Origin of the sequence: Hydrogenophaga sp. T2, from assembly GCF_049843535.1 — a bacterium.
Classification (GTDB): domain Bacteria; phylum Pseudomonadota; class Gammaproteobacteria; order Burkholderiales; family Burkholderiaceae_C; genus Hydrogenophaga; species Hydrogenophaga crocea.
In genome coordinates, this window is record NZ_JBBHZJ010000003.1 from 56,527 (window position 1) to 71,543 (window position 15,017).

The window sequence follows — 15,017 nt, forward strand, 5'->3', positions numbered from 1 at the left end:
CGGCCTCAGACCTCGCGGCGCAGCGCGGGGAACAGGATCACGTCGCGGATGCTGGGGCTGTCGGTCACCAGCATCATGAGGCGGTCGATGCCGATGCCGCAGCCGCCCGCGGGCGGCATGCCGTATTCGAGTGCGCGGATGTAGTCGGCGTCGAAGTGCATGGCCTCGTCATCGCCGCCGTCCTTGGCCGCCACCTGCGCGTGGAAGCGCGCGGCCTGGTCCTCGGCGTCGTTGAGCTCGGAGAAGGCGTTGCCGAATTCGCGGCCCGTGATGTAGAGCTCGAAGCGCTCGGTGACCTCGGGCCGCGCGTCGTTGGCGCGCGCCAGCGGCGAGATCTCGGTCGGGTGGTCCATGATGAAGGTCGGGTTCCAGAGCTCGCTCTCGACCTTTTCCTCGAAGTACAGCACCTGCAACGAGGCCAGGCTGCGGCCGGCGAGCTGGTCCTTCTCCTCGCTCAGGCCGAGCTTGCGCAGCTGGGCGCGCAGCCAGTCGGCATCGTCCACGTTCGCCCCGGCCTCGGTGTACTTGACGATCGCGTCGCGGATGGTCAGGCGCTCGAAGGGCGCGTCGAGGTTCACCGCGCGGCCCTGGTAGGTGATCTCGCCATCGCCGCGCACCGTGCGCACCACGTGGCGGATGAGCCGCTCCACGAAGTCCATGAGGTCGACGTAATTCCAGTACGCCGCGTAGAACTCCATCATGGTGAACTCGGGGTTGTGGCGCACCGAGATGCCTTCGTTGCGGAAGTTGCGGTTGATCTCGAACACGCGCTCGAAGCCACCCACCAGCAGCCGCTTGAGGTAGAGCTCGGGCGCGATGCGCAGGAACATTTCCTGGTCGAGCGCGTTGTGGTGCGTGATGAAGGGCTTGGCGTTGGCGCCCCCGGGAATGGGGTGCAGCATGGGCGTCTCGACCTCGAGGAAGCCGCTGTCGACCATGAACTGGCGCAGCGCCGTGACGGCCTGGCTGCGCGTGACGAAGCGCCGGCGCGCCGATTCGTCGGTCATCAGGTCGACGTAGCGCTGGCGGTACTTGATCTCCTGGTCGGCCACGCCGTGGAACTTGTCGGGCAACGGGCGCAAGCTCTTGGTGAGCAGGCGGATCTTGTCGGCGTGGATGGTGAGCTCGCCGGTGCGGGTGCGGAACAGCACGCCCTCGGCGGCCACGATGTCGCCCAGGTCCCAGTGCTTGAAGGCGTTGTGCTGCGCCTCGCCCACGCTGTCGTTGTTCAGGTAGATCTGGATGCGGCCGCCGCTCGGGCCGAAGGAGGCGTCCTGCAGCGTGGCGAAGCTGGCCTTGCCCATCACGCGCTTGAGCATCATGCGGCCGGCCACGCTGGCGCGCACCGGCGTGGCTTCGAGGTCTTCCTTGCTGGTCTCGCCATGGCGTGCGAACAGCGCGGCGGCCTGGTCCTGCGGCTTGAAGTCGTTCGGGAAAGCCACCGCCTCGCCACGCTGCTGCGCCTCGCGCAGGGCCTTGAGCTTCTCGCGGCGCTCGGCGATCAGCTGGTTCTCGTCGTGCGCCACGGGCGCGGCGGTGTCGGGGGTGTTGGCTTGGCTCATGAATGAAAAAGCGGGTTGGGCGCCGAATGGCGCGCAACCCGCGATTGTAGGTTTGGGCGAAACCGGGCTTATTCGCCGAGGTAAGCGGCCCGCACCTTGGGGTCGGTCAGCATCTGCTTGGCGTCGCCGGTCATGATGATCTCGCCCGAGTCCATCACGTAGCCGCGGTCGGCGATCTGCAGCGCGCGGCTGGCGTTCTGCTCCACCAGCAGGATGGTCACGCCCTGGGCCGACACGTCGCGCACCACCTCGAAGATCTTGTCGACCATGATGGGCGACAGGCCCATGGACGGCTCGTCGAGCAGCAGCACCTTGGGCTGGCTCATGAGCGCGCGCGCCATCGCGAGCATCTGCTGTTCGCCACCGCTCATGGTGCCCGCGAGCTGGTCCTTGCGTTCCTTCAGGCGCGGGAAGATGCCGAACATGCGCTCGATGTCCTGCGCGATGCCGGCCTTGTCGCTGCGCACGTAGGCGCCCATCTGCAGGTTCTCGGTGATGGTCATGCGCGTGAAGACGCCACGGCCTTCGGGCACCATGGCCAGGCCCTGTTTCACCAGGTCCCAGGCGCCCTTGCCGCGGATGCTCTGGCCCAGGTACTCCACGTCGCCGTCTTCCATGCCCAGCGAACCGGTGATGGCCTTCATGGTGGTGGTCTTGCCGGCGCCGTTGGAGCCGATCAGCGAGATCAGCTCGCCTTCCTTGACTTCCAGGTCGACGCCCTTGACGGCCTTGATGCCGCCGTAGGAGACCTTGAGCCCTTTGACTTTGAGAAGCGTGTTTGCCATGTGGGGTCTCCTGCTCAATGCCCGCCGGTGCCGAGGTAGGCCTCGATCACCTTCGGGTCCTTCTGCACCTCGGCCGGCGTGCCCGACGAGAGCTGCTTGCCGTAGTCGAGCACGGTCACGCGGTCGCACAGGCCCATCACCAGCTTCACGTCGTGCTCGATGAGCAGGATGGTGCGGTTGTCGTTGCGGATGCGGTCGATGAGTTCGCGCAGCTGCACCTTCTCGGTGGCGTTCATGCCGGCGGCGGGCTCGTCGAGCGCGATGAGCTGCGGGTCGGTGGCGAGCGCGCGCGCGATTTCCAGGCGGCGCTGGTCGCCGTAGCTCAGGGTGCGCGACTTGTAGTCGGCGAACTTGCCGATGCCCACGTAGTCGAGCAGCTCGCGCGCGCGGTCGGTGATCTCGCGCTCTTCGCGCTTGAAGCGCGGCGTGCGCAGGATCGCGCCCAGCAGGCCCGATTGCGTGCGCACGTGGCGGCCGACCATCACGTTCTCGAGCGCCGTCATCTCGGCGAACAGGCGGATGTTCTGGAAGGTGCGCGCGATGCCCGCCTTGGCCACCTCGTGCACCGCGGTGGGCGTGTAGGGCTTGCCCGCGAGTTCGAAGCTGCCGCTGTCGGGCGTGTACAGGCCGGTGAGCACGTTGAAGAACGTGGTCTTGCCCGCGCCGTTGGGGCCGATCAGGCCATAGACCTGGCCGCGCTGGATATGGATGCCCACGTCGCTGAGGGCTTGCAGACCGCCGAAACGCTTGGAGACGTTGGCGACTTTCAGAATGGTTTCGCTCATGCCGCGCTCCTCACTTGGTCGCCAGGGACTTGCCGTGTTCCGGGGCGGGCCACAGACCTTTGGGTCGCAGCAGCATGATGACGATCATGGCCAGCGCGATCAGCAACTGGCGCAGGATCTCGGGGCCCAGGCGGCCGTCGGTCATGGCCGTGAGCGGGTGCGCCACATGGCGCAGCAGCTCGGGCAGGCCCGCGAGCACCAGCGCACCCAGGATGACGCCCGGAATGTGGCCCAGGCCACCGAGCACCACCATGGCCACGATCATCACCGACTCCATCAGGATGAAGGACTCGGGGTAGACGCCGCGCATGAAGGAGGCGAACAGCACGCCCGCGACACCACCGAAGGTGGCGCTCATGCCAAAGGCCGCGAGCTTGAGGTTGCGCGTGTTCAGGCCCATGGCCTTGGCCGCGATCTCGTCTTCGCGGATGGCCATCCAGGCGCGGCCGATGCGCGAGTCCTGCAGGCGGTAGGCGATGCAGATCGCCACCACCACGAAGAACAGGATGAGGTAGTAGTACAGCGTGACCGACTGGAAGGTGTAGCTGAAGCCGCCGATGGACACGTCCAGCCGCTGGCTCATGCTGTGGCCGAACACGCTCACCGCGTCCACGTTGCTCAGGCCTTTGGGGCCGTTGGTGAGGTTGATCGGGCGGTCGAGGTTGAGCATGAAGATGCGCACGATCTCGCCGAAGCCCAGCGTGACGATGGCGAGGTAGTCGCCGCGCAGCTTGAGCACCGGAAAGCCCAAGATCAGGCCCGTGACGCCGGCCAGGATGCCCGCGATCACCATCACGATCCAGAAGTTCATGTGCAGCCCGTTGGGGAACGTGGCCGCCAGCCAGGCGAAGGTGTCGGTGAGGTGCGGCGAGGCGAGCAGGCCGTAGAGGTAGGCGCCCACCGCGAAGAAGGCGATGAAGCCGAGGTCGAGCAGGCCGGCGTAGCCCACCACGATGTTCAGGCCCAGCGCCAGCAGCACATACAGCAGCGCCACGTCGACGATGCGGACCCAGGAGTTGCTGCCGGTGGCCTGCAGCACGAGCGGCAGCACCAGCATGAGGATGCCCACGATCACGAAGGCGATCAGCTTGACGGGTTTGGAGTTCGTCATGGTGTTTCTCCCCGTGGCCTCAGGCGCGGTCGGCCACGCGTTCACCCAGCAGGCCCGACGGGCGCAGGATCAGCACGAAGGCCAGCACGATGAAGGCGAAGATGTCGGTGTACTGGCTGCCCAGGAAACCGCCGGTGAGCTTGCCCAGGTAGCCCGCGCCCAGCGATTCGATGAGGCCCAGCGCGATGCCGCCGATCACGGCGCCCGCGAGGTTGCCGATGCCGCCCATGACCGCGGCCACGAAGGCCTTGAGGCCGGGCATGAAGCCCATGGCGTGCTGCACCGTGCCGTAGTTCGACGCCCACATGATGCCGGCGATGGCCGCGAGCATGGCGCCGATGATGAAGGTGGCGGAGATGACCACGTCGGGCTTGATGCCCATGAGCGCCGCGACGCGCGGGTTCTCGGCGGTGGCGCGCATGGCGCGGCCCAGGTTGGTGCGGTTGACCAGCCACATCAGCAGCGCCAGCACGATGGCGGTGGTGGCGAGGATGGTGATCTGGGTGACGGACAGCACGGCGCCGAAGAACTCGATGGGTTCGCGCGAGAGCGTGGCCGGGTAGGACTTGGGGTTGGGCTTCCAGATGATCATCGCGAGCGTCTGGAGCAAGATGGACACCCCGATCGCTGTGATCAGCGGGGCCAGTCGCGGCGAGTTGCGCAAGGGCCGGTAGGCCAGCTTCTCGATCGTGAAGTTGAGCGCGGCGCACACCACCATGGCGATGAGCGTGGCCACGATGAGGATCATCCAGCCCGCCATGTCGGGCGAGGCTTCGCGCATGGCCGTGATGATGGTCCAGCTGGTGAGTGCGCCCACCATGAGCACGTCGCCGTGGGCGAAGTTGATGAGGCCGATGATGCCGTACACCATCGTGTAGCCCAGGGCGACCAGGGCGTACATGCTGCCCAGCACCAGTCCGTTGAGGATCTGCTGTAGCAAGACTTCCATGAAAGGTTCTCCGTGTTTTTGACCGGCGGGGTGGTGGCACCGCCCCTGTTTCAACCTAGCAAAAAACCCGCCAGAGGCGGCCTCGATAAAGGCCTGGGGCGGGTTGGTGGTGCGCGATTGTAGCGAGGGGTATCAGGGCTCCATCGGGGGCTTCGCCCCTGAAATCAAAGGGTAAACCCGGGACGCAGCCCCCCGTATCAGTGCGACTACGGACGCATCAGTTCTTCTGATCCTGGCCGTTCAGGCGGCGCAGTTCGCGCAGCTTTTCGCCAATGCGGATTTCCAACCCGCGGTCGACGGGCTCGTAGAACGCAGGCGCTTGCATGCCCTCGGGCCAGTAGTTCTCGCCCGCCGCGAAGCCGCCCGGCTCGTCGTGCGCGTAGCGGTAGCCCTTGCCGTAGTCGAGCGATTTCATGAGCTGGGTGGGCGCGTTGCGCAGGTGCATGGGCACGGGCCGGGTGCCGTCGCGCTTGACGAAGGCGCGCGCCTGGTTGAAGGCCTTGTAAACCGCGTTCGATTTCGCGGCCACCGCGAGGTAGACCACGCATTCGGCCAGCGCCAGCTCGCCCTCGGGCGAGCCCAGGCGCTCGTAGACCTCGGCGGCGTCGAGCGCGAAGCGCAGGGCGCGCGGGTCGGCCAGGCCGATGTCTTCGGCCGCCATGCGGATCAGGCGGCGCGAGACGTAGCGCGGGTCCACGCCGCCATCGAGCATGCGCACGAACCAGTACAGCGCGGCGTCGGGGTCGGAGCCGCGCACGCTTTTGTGCAGCGCGCTGATCGTGTCGTAGAACTGCTCGCCGCCCTTGTCGTAGCGGCGCATGCGCTCGCCCAGCACGCGCAGCAGCCAGGCGTCGCTCACGGCCTCGAGCTTCTCGCGCCGCGCGGCCACGGCCAGGGTTTCAAGCGTGTTGAGCAGGCGGCGCGCGTCGCCGTCGGCGTAGCCGATCAGGCGCTCGAGCGCAGGGCCTTCGATCTCGGGGACGGCGTCGATCGCGCGCGCCTTGGCCACGATGGCACGCAGGTCGTCTTCGGTGAGCGGCTGCAGCACGTAGACCGCGGCGCGCGACAGCAGCGCCGAGTTCACCTCGAACGAGGGGTTCTCGGTGGTGGCGCCGATGAAGGTGAACAGACCGCTTTCCACGTGCGGCAGAAAGGCGTCCTGCTGGCTCTTGTTGAAGCGGTGCACCTCGTCGACGAACACGATGGTGCGCTGCGCATGCAGGCCGTCGCGCGCGAGCTCGGCCTGCTCCACCGCCTCGCGGATGTCTTTCACGCCGCCCAGCACCGCGCTGATGGTGATGAACTGGGCGTCGAAGGCGTCGGCCATGAGCCGCGCGATGGTGGTCTTGCCCACCCCCGGCGGGCCCCAGAGGATGCAGCTGTGTGGCTGACCCGACTCGAAGGCCAGGCGCAGCGCCATGCCTTCGCCCAGCAGGTGCTGCTGCCCGATGACCTCGCCCAGCGTGCGCGGGCGCAGCCGTTCGGCCAGCGGGGCGTGGGCAGCGGTGTTCAAGATCGGATCGGGTGCGCCACGCGGCCGTTCACTGGCGGATCACATCGGCGCCCGCGGGGGGCTCGAAGCGGAACTCGCCGCCCTTGAACGCGGGGTTGTTCTGCCACTGCGAGAAGCGCAGCACCGAGCGCTGGCCCAGGCCGTCCTCGATGTCGAGCACCGAGAGCTGGGTGCCGGCAAAGCCCAGGCGCACCTTGCGCAGCTGGCCATCGCGCTGTTTGGGCGTGGCCTCGGCCCACTGCAGGCCGTCGGCATCGGGCGCGGCGCGCAGATCGAAACTGCTGCGCAGCGCGGCGAGGTCGGGCGCCGACGCGATGATGGCCGCGGGCGTGCTGCCCAGCGCGTCCTTCTGCGCGCGCACCGTCACCTGGTTCAGGTCCACGTCGTGCAGCCAGAGCTGGCGGCCGTCGGCCACGATGGTCTGCTCGAAGGGCTTGAGGTAGTCGAAGCGGAAGCGGTCGGGGCGCTGGAACACGAAGCGCCCGTTGCTGGTGCGCTGGCGCGGCGTGGCCTCGTTGGCGCGTGCGGGCGAGGTCACCACCTGGGTGAAATCGGCGCGCGCGCTGCTGGCCTCGCGCAGGAAGGCCTCGAGCGCCTTGAGGCCGTCGGCATGGGCCGGCAGGGCCGCCCAGCACAGGGCGGCGGCGGAAAGCAGGGATCGGATGTTCATGACACTCGGAGCCTCGAGGGCGGCGGGAGTTGCACCGGAGGGTTGCCGGCGGTCATTCGGGGCGGCCACCCACCAGGATGTCGCGCTGCCCGCTGCTGGTGAGCGCGCTCACCAGACCGGCGTTTTCCATGTCTTCGAGCAGGCGCGCGGCGCGGTTGTAGCCGATCTTGAGCTTGCGCTGCACGTAGGAGATGCTGGCCTTGCGGTCCTGCAGCACGATGGCCACAGCCTGGTCGTACAGCGGGTCTTTTTCGCCCCCACCCTCGCCGCCACCGTCGCCAAAGGCATCGCCGCCCTCGCCGTCACCGGCGCCGCCATCGAGCACGCCGTCGATGTAGTCGGCCTCGCCCTGCTCTTTCAGGTAGGCCACCACACGGTGCACCTCGTCGTCGCTCACGAAAGCGCCGTGCACGCGCGTGGGGAAGCCCATGCCCGAGGGCAGGTAGAGCATGTCGCCCATGCCCAGCAGGCTTTCGGCGCCCATCTGGTCGAGGATGGTGCGGCTGTCGATCTTGCTGCTGACCTGGAAGGCGATGCGCGTGGGGATGTTGGCCTTGATCAGGCCGGTGATCACGTCCACGCTGGGGCGCTGCGTGGCGAGAACCAGGTGGATGCCGGCGGCGCGCGCCTTCTGCGCCAGGCGCGCGATCAGCTCCTCGATCTTCTTGCCCACCACCATCATGAGGTCGGCGAGTTCGTCGATCACCACCACGATGTAGGGCAGCCGCTCGAGCGGCTCGGGCTGCTCGGGCGTGAGCGAGAACGGGTTGCCGATGCTCTCGCCGCGGGCCTTGGCCTCGTCGATCTTGGTGTTGAAGCCCGCGAGGTTGCGCACGCCCAGCTTGCTCATGAGCTTGTAGCGCTTCTCCATCTCGGCCACACACCAGTTCAGGCCGTTGGCCGCGTGCTTCATGTCGGTCACGACCGGCGCGAGCAGGTGCGGGATGCCCTCGTAGACGCTCATCTCGAGCATCTTGGGGTCGATCAGCAGCAGGCGCACGTCCTTGGGGTCGGCCTTGTAGAGCAGCGACAGGATCATGGCGTTGATGCCCACCGACTTGCCCGAGCCGGTGGTGCCGGCCACCAGGCAGTGCGGCATCTTCGCGAGGTCGGCCACCACGGGCTGGCCGCCGATGTCCTTGCCCAGGCCGATGGTGAGCAGCGACTTGGCGTCGTTGTAGACCGCCGAGCCCAGGATCTCCGAGAGGCGGATGGTCTGGCGCTTGGCGTTGGGCAGCTCCAGCGCCATCAGGTTCTTGCCCGGGATGGTTTCGATCACGCGGATCGACACCAGCGAGAGCGAGCGCGCGAGGTCGCGGCTCAGGTTGACGATCTGCGAGCCCTTCACGCCGGTGGCGGGCTCGATCTCGTAGCGCGTGATCACCGGGCCCGGCGCGGCCGCCACCACCCGCACCTCGACGCCGAAGTCCTTGAGCTTCTTCTCGATCAGCCGGCTGGTCATCTCCAGCGTCTGCGCGTCCACCGTGTTCTGCTGGCCCGCGGCCGCATCGAGCAGGTCCACCTGCGGCAGCTTGCTGTCGGGCATTTCCGAGAACAGCGGCTTCTGGCGCTCCTTGGCCACGCGCTCGCTCTTGGGCACCTCGACCATGGTGGGCTCGATCACCACCGGCACCGGGTGGTGTTCCTCGATCTCCACGCGCTCGGTCTGCACCACCACCTCGCGCTCGCGCGCGGCCTGGCGGCCGATGCGTTCGTCTTCCACCGCCTCGCGCTTCTCGCGCCGCGCCTCGAACCAGCCGTCGAGGTGCTGGCCCACGACCTCGGCCCAGTGGCCCCACGAGAAACGGAACACCAGCGGCAGGCAGGCCAGCACCAAGGCGAGCAGCGCCAGGGCAGAACCCGTGAAACCCAGCCAGCGCAGGGCCAGCGGCCCGAGCGCGTGGCCCACCACGCCGCCCGCATGACCGGGCAGCAGCGGCTCGAGCCGGTACAGGCGCGTCCATTCGAGCGCGCCACTGAACGCGAGCAGCGCGGCCAGGCCGACCCAGAACGCCACACGGCGCACCAGCAGGCGCTGCCACCAGCGCGGCCCGTCGGCCTGGGGCGCGGCGCCCCGCAGCCAGCGCGCCAGGCCCGACAACCAGGCCCGCACCCCGGCGGCAAACACCCACCAGACGGAAAAACCGAAGAGAAAATAGCTGGCGTCGGCGACGATGGCGCCCAGTCGCCCGCCCCAGTTGCCCACGTCGGCGCGCGAGCCGGTGGTGCTCCAGGCGGGATCGGCCAGCGAGTGGCTGAGCAGGGCCAGCAGCCAGAAGGCCAGCGCCGCGGCGCCCAGCACCAGGCCGATTTCCTGGGCGAAGCGCGCGATGCCGCCGACCGCGGGCGCTTCGCGGCGGTCGGCATTGAGGGTGTTCAGGGAGTAGGTCATGTCCGGGGGGAAGCAAGCGCAAGCTTACCCCAGCCCGGCCCCCGTCCCGGCGCTCAGCCCAGGGTGCTGAGGCGCTCCTTGATCAGCGTGGCGCCGTCTTCGGTGACCTCGATGAAACCGCGGTCTTCGAGGTCCTTCATCACGCGGCTGACCATTTCGCGCGAGGCGCCGATCATCTTGGCCACGTCCTGGCGCGACACGCGGTCGCGGATCATGAGCACGCCGTCGCGGTTGGGCTGCGCCTGCTCGAGCAGCGCGCGCGCCACGCGGCCGTACACGTCGAGCAGCGCGAGCGATTCGATCTTGCGGTCGGCGTGGCGCAGGCGCTGCACCAGACCGCGCATGACGGCATAGGCCATGGAGGAGTTTTCGGGCAGGCAGCGCGCGAACTCGTTGCGCCCCAGGATCAGCACGTCGGTCTGCACCTCGGCGCGCACCGTGGCCGAGTGCGGCTGGTTGTCGATCAGGCTCATCTCGCCCACGTAATCGCCCGGGTTCATGGTGGCCAGGATCACCTCGCGGCCGCGGCTGTCGGTGGTGACCACGCGCGCCCGGCCCGTGAGCACGATGGCCAGGCAGTTCGATTTCTTGCCCTGCTCGACGATGCACTCACCACGCTTGTAACGGCGCTTGACGACCGCGTCGGCCACCGATTCGGCTTGCGCCTGCGTGAGGGTGGAGAACAGCGGAACGCGGCGGATCAGGTCGAGATTGGACAGGATGGACATGCGTGTATTCCCAGACAGCGGGGGGCAAAAGGGCCCGCTTCCCTACAATCCCGGCAGATCACGGCCCGCGGCTCGGACCGTTGGCTCTTCTCACATCGACTCACATTGACTATCGCGCCGGGTATCTCCATATACCCCCGCGACTCTAAACCAATTGCCTCGTTTCTCGATGGGGCCACGCACCATGAAACACGCGAAAGTCTTGATTCTCGGCTCGGGTCCGGCCGGTTACACCGCGGCGGTTTACGCGGCGCGCGCCAACCTGAACCCCGTGCTCATCACGGGCATCGCCCAGGGGGGTCAGCTCATGACCACGACCGAGGTCGACAACTGGCCCGCCGATGTGCACGGCGTGCAGGGCCCCGAGCTGATGCAGCGCTTCCAGCAGCACGCCGAGCGCTTCAAGACCGAGATCGTCTTCGATCACATCAACAAGGTCGACTTCTCCAAGCGCCCCTTCACGCTCACGGGCGACAGCGGCACCTACACCTGCGACGCGCTGATCCTGGCCACCGGCGCCTCGGCTCAGTACCTGGGCCTGCCGTCCGAAGAAGCCTTCATGGGCAAGGGCGTGAGCGCCTGCGCCACCTGCGACGGCTTCTTCTACCGCGGCCAGACCACCTGCGTGATCGGCGGCGGCAACACCGCCGTCGAAGAGGCGCTGTACCTCTCGAACATCGCGAGCAAGGTCTACCTGGTGCACCGCCGCGACAAGTTCCGCGCCGAGCCCATCCTCGTTGACAAGGTGATGGAGAAGGTCAAGGAAGGCAAGATCGAACTCAAGCTGTTCAAGACCCTCGACGAGGTGCTGGGCGACGACACCGGCGTGACCGGCATCCGCCTCAAGGACACCCAGACCGGCGCCACCGAAGACCTGAAGCTGCAGGGCTGCTTCATCGCCATCGGCCACCGTCCCAACACCGAGATTTTCCAGGGCCAGCTCGAGATGAAGGACGGCTACATCGTCACGAAGTCCGGCCTCAACGGCATGGCCACCATGACCAGCGTGCCCGGCATCTTTGCGGCCGGCGACGTGCAGGACCACATCTACCGCCAGGCCATCACCAGCGCCGGCACCGGCTGCATGGCCGCGCTCGACGCCCAGCGGTTCCTCGAACAGCAGGCGGGCTGATCCCGTCGCCCGCACCCCGTCCGGCCCCCGGCGTGACAGCCGGGAGCCGGCGTGGGTATAATCGCGGGCTTTGCTGAATGTCCGGCCTCGGCCGGTCAAACCGCGATCCCCCGGGTTACCGCCACCCTTTATCTGGCGAGGTGAGGCTGGACGCCAGTCGCAGGATGCTCCTGCGGCCCGCTGCGAACAGCCGTGTGAATGGATCGGAGTGTCCTCATGGCACGCGTCTGCGACGTCACGGGCAAGAAGCCCCAGGTCGGGAACAACGTTTCCCACGCCAACAACAAAACCAAGCGCCGGTTCCTGCCGAACCTGCAATACCGCCGTTTCTGGGTCGAGAGCGAGAACCGCTGGGTTCGTCTGCGCGTGTCGGGCGCTGCCCTGCGCCTGATCGACAAGAAAGGCATCGACGTCGTGCTGGCCGATCTGCGTGCCAACGGCCAGGCTTAAGGAGAACCACCATGGCAACCAAAGGCGGTCGCGAAAAGATCAAGCTGGAGTCCACCGCGGGCACCGGCCACTTCTACACCACGAACAAGAACAAGAAGACCACGCCCGACAAGCTGCTCTTCAAGAAGTTCGACCCGGTCGCGCGCAAGCACGTCGAGTACAAGGAAGTGAAGCTGAAGTAATTCGGCCGAGCCCAATAAAAAACCCGCTGTGAACACAGCGGGTTTTTTATTGCCCTGAGCAAAGCGGCCCGCGGGCCGCTTTGGCGTCAGGCGTGCGCCGAGCGCAGGCGGATCGAGAAGTCGCGCAGGGCCGCGATGCCACTCTCTTCGGCGCGGTGGCACCAGGCCTGCAGGTCGGCCGCGAGCTGTTCGCGCGTGGCGTTGGTGCTCGACCACAGGGCGCGCAACTCCTCGCGCATGGTCACCATCTTGTCGAGCACCGGGTGCTCGGCGCGTGCCTGGGCCAGCTGCGGCTTGACCGACTGCGGCACCTTGTCGTCGTCGCGGTGCAGCCAGCGCTTGGCGGCCTTGAGCACCGAGGCGTCGGCCTGGCGGGCCTTGAGCGCGGCGATCTCGGTCTTGCAGGCCTCGCGCATCTCGCGCGCATAACCGGCCATGACCTCGTAACGGTTGGCGATGATGGCCTCGAGCGTCTTCTCGTCGGCCACCGGTTTCACGGCGCCGAACGCCATCTTGGGCGGCAGCTTCTTGGCCTTGGCCAGGCCCACCGCCTGCAGGATGCTGATGTACATCCAGCCGATGTCGAACTCGTAGGGCTTGACCGACAGCTTGGCCGAGGTCGGGTAGGTGTGGTGGTTGTTGTGCAGCTCTTCGCCGCCAATGATGATGCCCCAGGGCGAGATGTTGGTGCTCGCGTCCGTGGCCTCGAAGTTGCGGTAGCCCCACCAGTGGCCGATGCCGTTGATGATGCCGGCGGCCGTGATCGGGATCCAGGCCATTTGCAGCGCCCAGACCGCCAGGCCCAGTGCACCGAACAGCAGCACGTCGAGGATCAGCATGAGGCTCACGCCCAGCGCCGAGTAGCGGCTGTAGACGTTGCGCTCGATCCAGTCGTTGGGCGTGTTGTGGCCGTAGCGTTCCAGCGTTTCGGTGTTCTTGGCTTCGGCGCGGTACAGCTCCGCGCCTTCGTAGAACACCTTCTTGATGCCGAAGATGTGCGGGCTGTGCGGGTCACCCTCGTGCTCGCACTTGGCGTGGTGCTTGCGGTGGATGGCGGTCCACTCCTTGGTGACCATGCCGGTGGTCATCCAGAGCCAGAAGCGGAAGAAGTGCGATGCGATCGGGTGCAGGTCGAGCGCGCGGTGCGCCGAATGGCGGTGCAGGTAGATCGTCACGCTGGCGATGGTGATGTGCGTGAGCACCAGGGCCACGATCAGCACTTGCCACCAGGCCAGGCCCAACAGGCCATCGGCCAGCAAGGCCACGGCGCCATCGAAGAAGGCAGACAGGGAGCCGGTATCGGAAGGATTCATCAAGGTCCAATCAGGACTGCCCGAACACACAACGCAGGAACGTCCGCGCGCCCGGGGCAGGCAGGCGCGACAGCCGAGATTTTAGGTGGGGGGGTGGCCCCGACCAAGCCCTTTGGCCCGTATAGGCCCCGGAACTGGGCGGAAGTTCAGGGCCAATTGATCCCGATCAAGCTTTTTTCCGCCAGACGGCAGCGAAAAAGCCGTCGGTGCCGTGCCGGTGGGGCCACAGGCGCAGAAAGCGCCCACCCTCGCCGGCGCACAGGGTTTCGGCCCCGGACACCTTGACCGCCTGGAGCAGGCCCGCGGCCGCTTCGGGCTCGAAATCCGGGTGGGCCTGGCCGAAGGCCTCGGCCACCGCCTCGTTCTCGTCGACCAGCAGGCTGCAGGTCGCGTACACCAGCCGCCCGCCAGGTTTGAGCAGGCGCGCGGCGCTGGCCAGGATGGCCTGCTGCAACGCGGCCTGCGCCGCCACGGTCTGCGGGGTCTGGCGCCATTTGAGGTCGGGGCTGCGGCGCAGCGTGCCCAGGCCCGAGCACGGCGCGTCCACCAGCACGCGGTCGATCTTGCCGGCCAGCCGCTTGATGCGATCGTCGCGCTCGTGCGCGATGGCCACCGGGTGCACGTTGGACAGGCCGCTGCGCGCCAGCCGCGGCTTGAGGCCGTCGAGGCGGTGCGCCGACGTGTCGAAGGCGTAGAGGCGGCCGCTGTTGCGCATGGCCGCACCGATGGCGAGCGTCTTGCCGCCCGCGCCGGCGCAGAAGTCGACCACCATCTCGCCGCGCCTGGCGTCGAGCAGCAGGGCCAGCAGTTGCGAGCCCTCGTCCTGCACCTCGACCTCGCCGTTCGCGAACGCGGGCACCTTGGCCAGCGTCGGCTTGCCCTGCAGCCGGATGCCCAGCGGCGAATGCGGCGTGGCCTCGGCCTTGAGGCCCGCTTCACGCAGCGCGGCGAGTGCGGCCTCGCGCTTGGTCTTGAGCAGGTTCACGCGCAGATCGAGTGGCGCGGGCTCGAGCAGCGCCGCCGCGAGCGCGTCGAAGCCCTCACCCACCTGGGCGCGCAGCGCCTCGGCCAGCCATTCGGGCAGGTTGTGGCGGTGCGGCGCGAGCCATTCGTCTTCGCGCACCTTGGCGCAGGCGTCGAGCCAGACCTTTTCGGGCTCGCTCAGCGCGCTCTTGAGAAAGTCGCGGTCGCCCGGAAAGCCCAGGATGGCCAGCCGGCGCCACTTGGAGCCGCTGCCCGAGCGCGCGAGCCATTCGAACTTCAGCCGCTCGCGCAACGCGGCGTACACGGTGTCGGACAGGGTGGCGCGCTCGCGCGGGCCGAGCGAGCGGTTCTCGCGGAAGTGGCGTGCCACCACGGCATCGGCCGGGTGGTCGAAACGGAACACGGCCTCGATCAGGGCCGCGGATTCATCGAGCAGGGCTTTGGGGTGCATGGGGGCTATT

At 67.7% G+C, this 15,017-nt stretch carries 14 protein-coding genes; 3 read left to right on the top strand and 11 right to left on the bottom strand.

What is annotated here, in order from left to right:
• Window positions 1–5: 5 nt before the first annotated feature.
• The 9 genes from lysS to WDZ95_RS07375 all read right to left on the bottom strand — a co-directional run bounded on the left by lysS (window position 6) and on the right by WDZ95_RS07375 (window position 10,495).
• Window positions 6–1,562 carry a lysine--tRNA ligase gene (lysS, locus tag WDZ95_RS07335; RefSeq protein ID WP_425777363.1) on the bottom strand — a complete coding sequence of 519 codons (1,557 nt, stop codon included), beginning with the start codon at window positions 1,560–1,562 and terminating at the stop codon, window positions 6–8.
• Between the two features lie 68 nt (window positions 1,563–1,630).
• Window positions 1,631–2,347 carry an ABC transporter ATP-binding protein gene (locus tag WDZ95_RS07340; protein ID WP_425777365.1) on the bottom strand — a complete coding sequence of 239 codons (717 nt, stop codon included), beginning with the start codon at window positions 2,345–2,347 and terminating at the stop codon, window positions 1,631–1,633.
• A gap of 14 nt (window positions 2,348–2,361) precedes the next feature.
• Complete coding sequence (locus WDZ95_RS07345; protein ID WP_166227357.1) at window positions 2,362–3,132, bottom strand: ABC transporter ATP-binding protein; 771 nt, start codon at window positions 3,130–3,132, stop codon at window positions 2,362–2,364.
• Between the two features lie 10 nt (window positions 3,133–3,142).
• Window positions 3,143–4,243, bottom strand: coding sequence for a branched-chain amino acid ABC transporter permease (locus WDZ95_RS07350; protein WP_425777367.1), 1,101 nt, complete (start codon window positions 4,241–4,243; stop codon window positions 3,143–3,145).
• A 19-nt stretch (window positions 4,244–4,262) separates the two neighbouring features.
• Window positions 4,263–5,192 (bottom strand): branched-chain amino acid ABC transporter permease, encoded by a 930-nt coding sequence (locus WDZ95_RS07355; RefSeq protein WP_166227359.1) that lies wholly within the window; start codon window positions 5,190–5,192, stop codon window positions 4,263–4,265.
• Between the two features lie 217 nt (window positions 5,193–5,409).
• On the bottom strand, window positions 5,410–6,705 hold the full coding sequence (locus tag WDZ95_RS07360; protein ID WP_425777370.1) for a replication-associated recombination protein A: 1,296 nt from the start codon (window positions 6,703–6,705) through the stop codon (window positions 5,410–5,412).
• A gap of 28 nt (window positions 6,706–6,733) precedes the next feature.
• Window positions 6,734–7,375 carry an outer membrane lipoprotein chaperone LolA gene (gene lolA, locus WDZ95_RS07365; protein ID WP_425777372.1) on the bottom strand — a complete coding sequence of 214 codons (642 nt, stop codon included), beginning with the start codon at window positions 7,373–7,375 and terminating at the stop codon, window positions 6,734–6,736.
• Window positions 7,376–7,427: 52 nt separating this feature from the next.
• Window positions 7,428–9,767 carry a DNA translocase FtsK gene (locus WDZ95_RS07370; RefSeq protein ID WP_425777374.1) on the bottom strand — a complete coding sequence of 780 codons (2,340 nt, stop codon included), beginning with the start codon at window positions 9,765–9,767 and terminating at the stop codon, window positions 7,428–7,430.
• A gap of 53 nt (window positions 9,768–9,820) precedes the next feature.
• Complete coding sequence (locus WDZ95_RS07375; protein ID WP_166227363.1) at window positions 9,821–10,495, bottom strand: Crp/Fnr family transcriptional regulator; 675 nt, start codon at window positions 10,493–10,495, stop codon at window positions 9,821–9,823.
• 184 nt (window positions 10,496–10,679) lie between these two features.
• Between WDZ95_RS07375 and trxB the strand changes: the two genes are divergently transcribed.
• The 3 genes from trxB (at window position 10,680) to rpmG (ending at window position 12,259) form a co-directional block, all read left to right on the top strand.
• On the top strand, window positions 10,680–11,627 hold the full coding sequence (gene trxB / locus WDZ95_RS07380) for a thioredoxin-disulfide reductase (RefSeq protein ID WP_166227364.1): 948 nt from the start codon (window positions 10,680–10,682) through the stop codon (window positions 11,625–11,627).
• 216 nt (window positions 11,628–11,843) lie between these two features.
• On the top strand, window positions 11,844–12,077 hold the full coding sequence (gene rpmB / locus WDZ95_RS07385) for a 50S ribosomal protein L28 (RefSeq protein WP_166227365.1): 234 nt from the start codon (window positions 11,844–11,846) through the stop codon (window positions 12,075–12,077).
• An 11-nt stretch (window positions 12,078–12,088) separates the two neighbouring features.
• Window positions 12,089–12,259: a 50S ribosomal protein L33 gene (rpmG, locus tag WDZ95_RS07390; RefSeq protein ID WP_166227366.1), complete on the top strand. Its 171-nt coding sequence runs from the start codon at window positions 12,089–12,091 to the stop codon at window positions 12,257–12,259.
• An 86-nt stretch (window positions 12,260–12,345) separates the two neighbouring features.
• On the opposite strand, the gene WDZ95_RS07395 is transcribed toward rpmG, so the two are convergent.
• Both WDZ95_RS07395 and WDZ95_RS07400 read right to left on the bottom strand, forming a co-directional pair.
• Window positions 12,346–13,572, bottom strand: coding sequence for a DesA family fatty acid desaturase (locus WDZ95_RS07395; protein ID WP_425777377.1), 1,227 nt, complete (start codon window positions 13,570–13,572; stop codon window positions 12,346–12,348).
• Between the two features lie 166 nt (window positions 13,573–13,738).
• Entirely contained in the window at window positions 13,739–15,007 is a 1,269-nt protein-coding gene (locus WDZ95_RS07400) for an RsmB/NOP family class I SAM-dependent RNA methyltransferase (RefSeq protein ID WP_425777379.1), read from the bottom strand.
• Window positions 15,008–15,017: the final 10 nt, after the last annotated feature.

Coding starts and splice junctions, on each gene's coding strand:
- lysS (WP_425777363.1), bottom strand. CDS start 1,562: ATGAGCCAAGCCAACACCCCCGACACCGCCGCGCCCGTGGCGCACGAC.
- WDZ95_RS07340 (WP_425777365.1), bottom strand. CDS start 2,347: ATGGCAAACACGCTTCTCAAAGTCAAAGGGCTCAAGGTCTCCTACGGC.
- WDZ95_RS07345 (WP_166227357.1), bottom strand. CDS start 3,132: ATGAGCGAAACCATTCTGAAAGTCGCCAACGTCTCCAAGCGTTTCGGC.
- WDZ95_RS07350 (WP_425777367.1), bottom strand. CDS start 4,243: ATGACGAACTCCAAACCCGTCAAGCTGATCGCCTTCGTGATCGTGGGC.
- WDZ95_RS07355 (WP_166227359.1), bottom strand. CDS start 5,192: ATGGAAGTCTTGCTACAGCAGATCCTCAACGGACTGGTGCTGGGCAGC.
- lolA (WP_425777372.1), bottom strand. CDS start 7,375: ATGAACATCCGATCCCTGCTTTCCGCCGCCGCCCTGTGCTGGGCGGCC.
- WDZ95_RS07370 (WP_425777374.1), bottom strand. CDS start 9,767: ATGACCTACTCCCTGAACACCCTCAATGCCGACCGCCGCGAAGCGCCC.
- WDZ95_RS07375 (WP_166227363.1), bottom strand. CDS start 10,495: ATGTCCATCCTGTCCAATCTCGACCTGATCCGCCGCGTTCCGCTGTTC.
- trxB (WP_166227364.1), top strand. CDS start 10,680: ATGAAACACGCGAAAGTCTTGATTCTCGGCTCGGGTCCGGCCGGTTAC.
- rpmB (WP_166227365.1), top strand. CDS start 11,844: ATGGCACGCGTCTGCGACGTCACGGGCAAGAAGCCCCAGGTCGGGAAC.
- rpmG (WP_166227366.1), top strand. CDS start 12,089: ATGGCAACCAAAGGCGGTCGCGAAAAGATCAAGCTGGAGTCCACCGCG.
- WDZ95_RS07395 (WP_425777377.1), bottom strand. CDS start 13,572: ATGAATCCTTCCGATACCGGCTCCCTGTCTGCCTTCTTCGATGGCGCC.
- WDZ95_RS07400 (WP_425777379.1), bottom strand. CDS start 15,007: ATGCACCCCAAAGCCCTGCTCGATGAATCCGCGGCCCTGATCGAGGCC.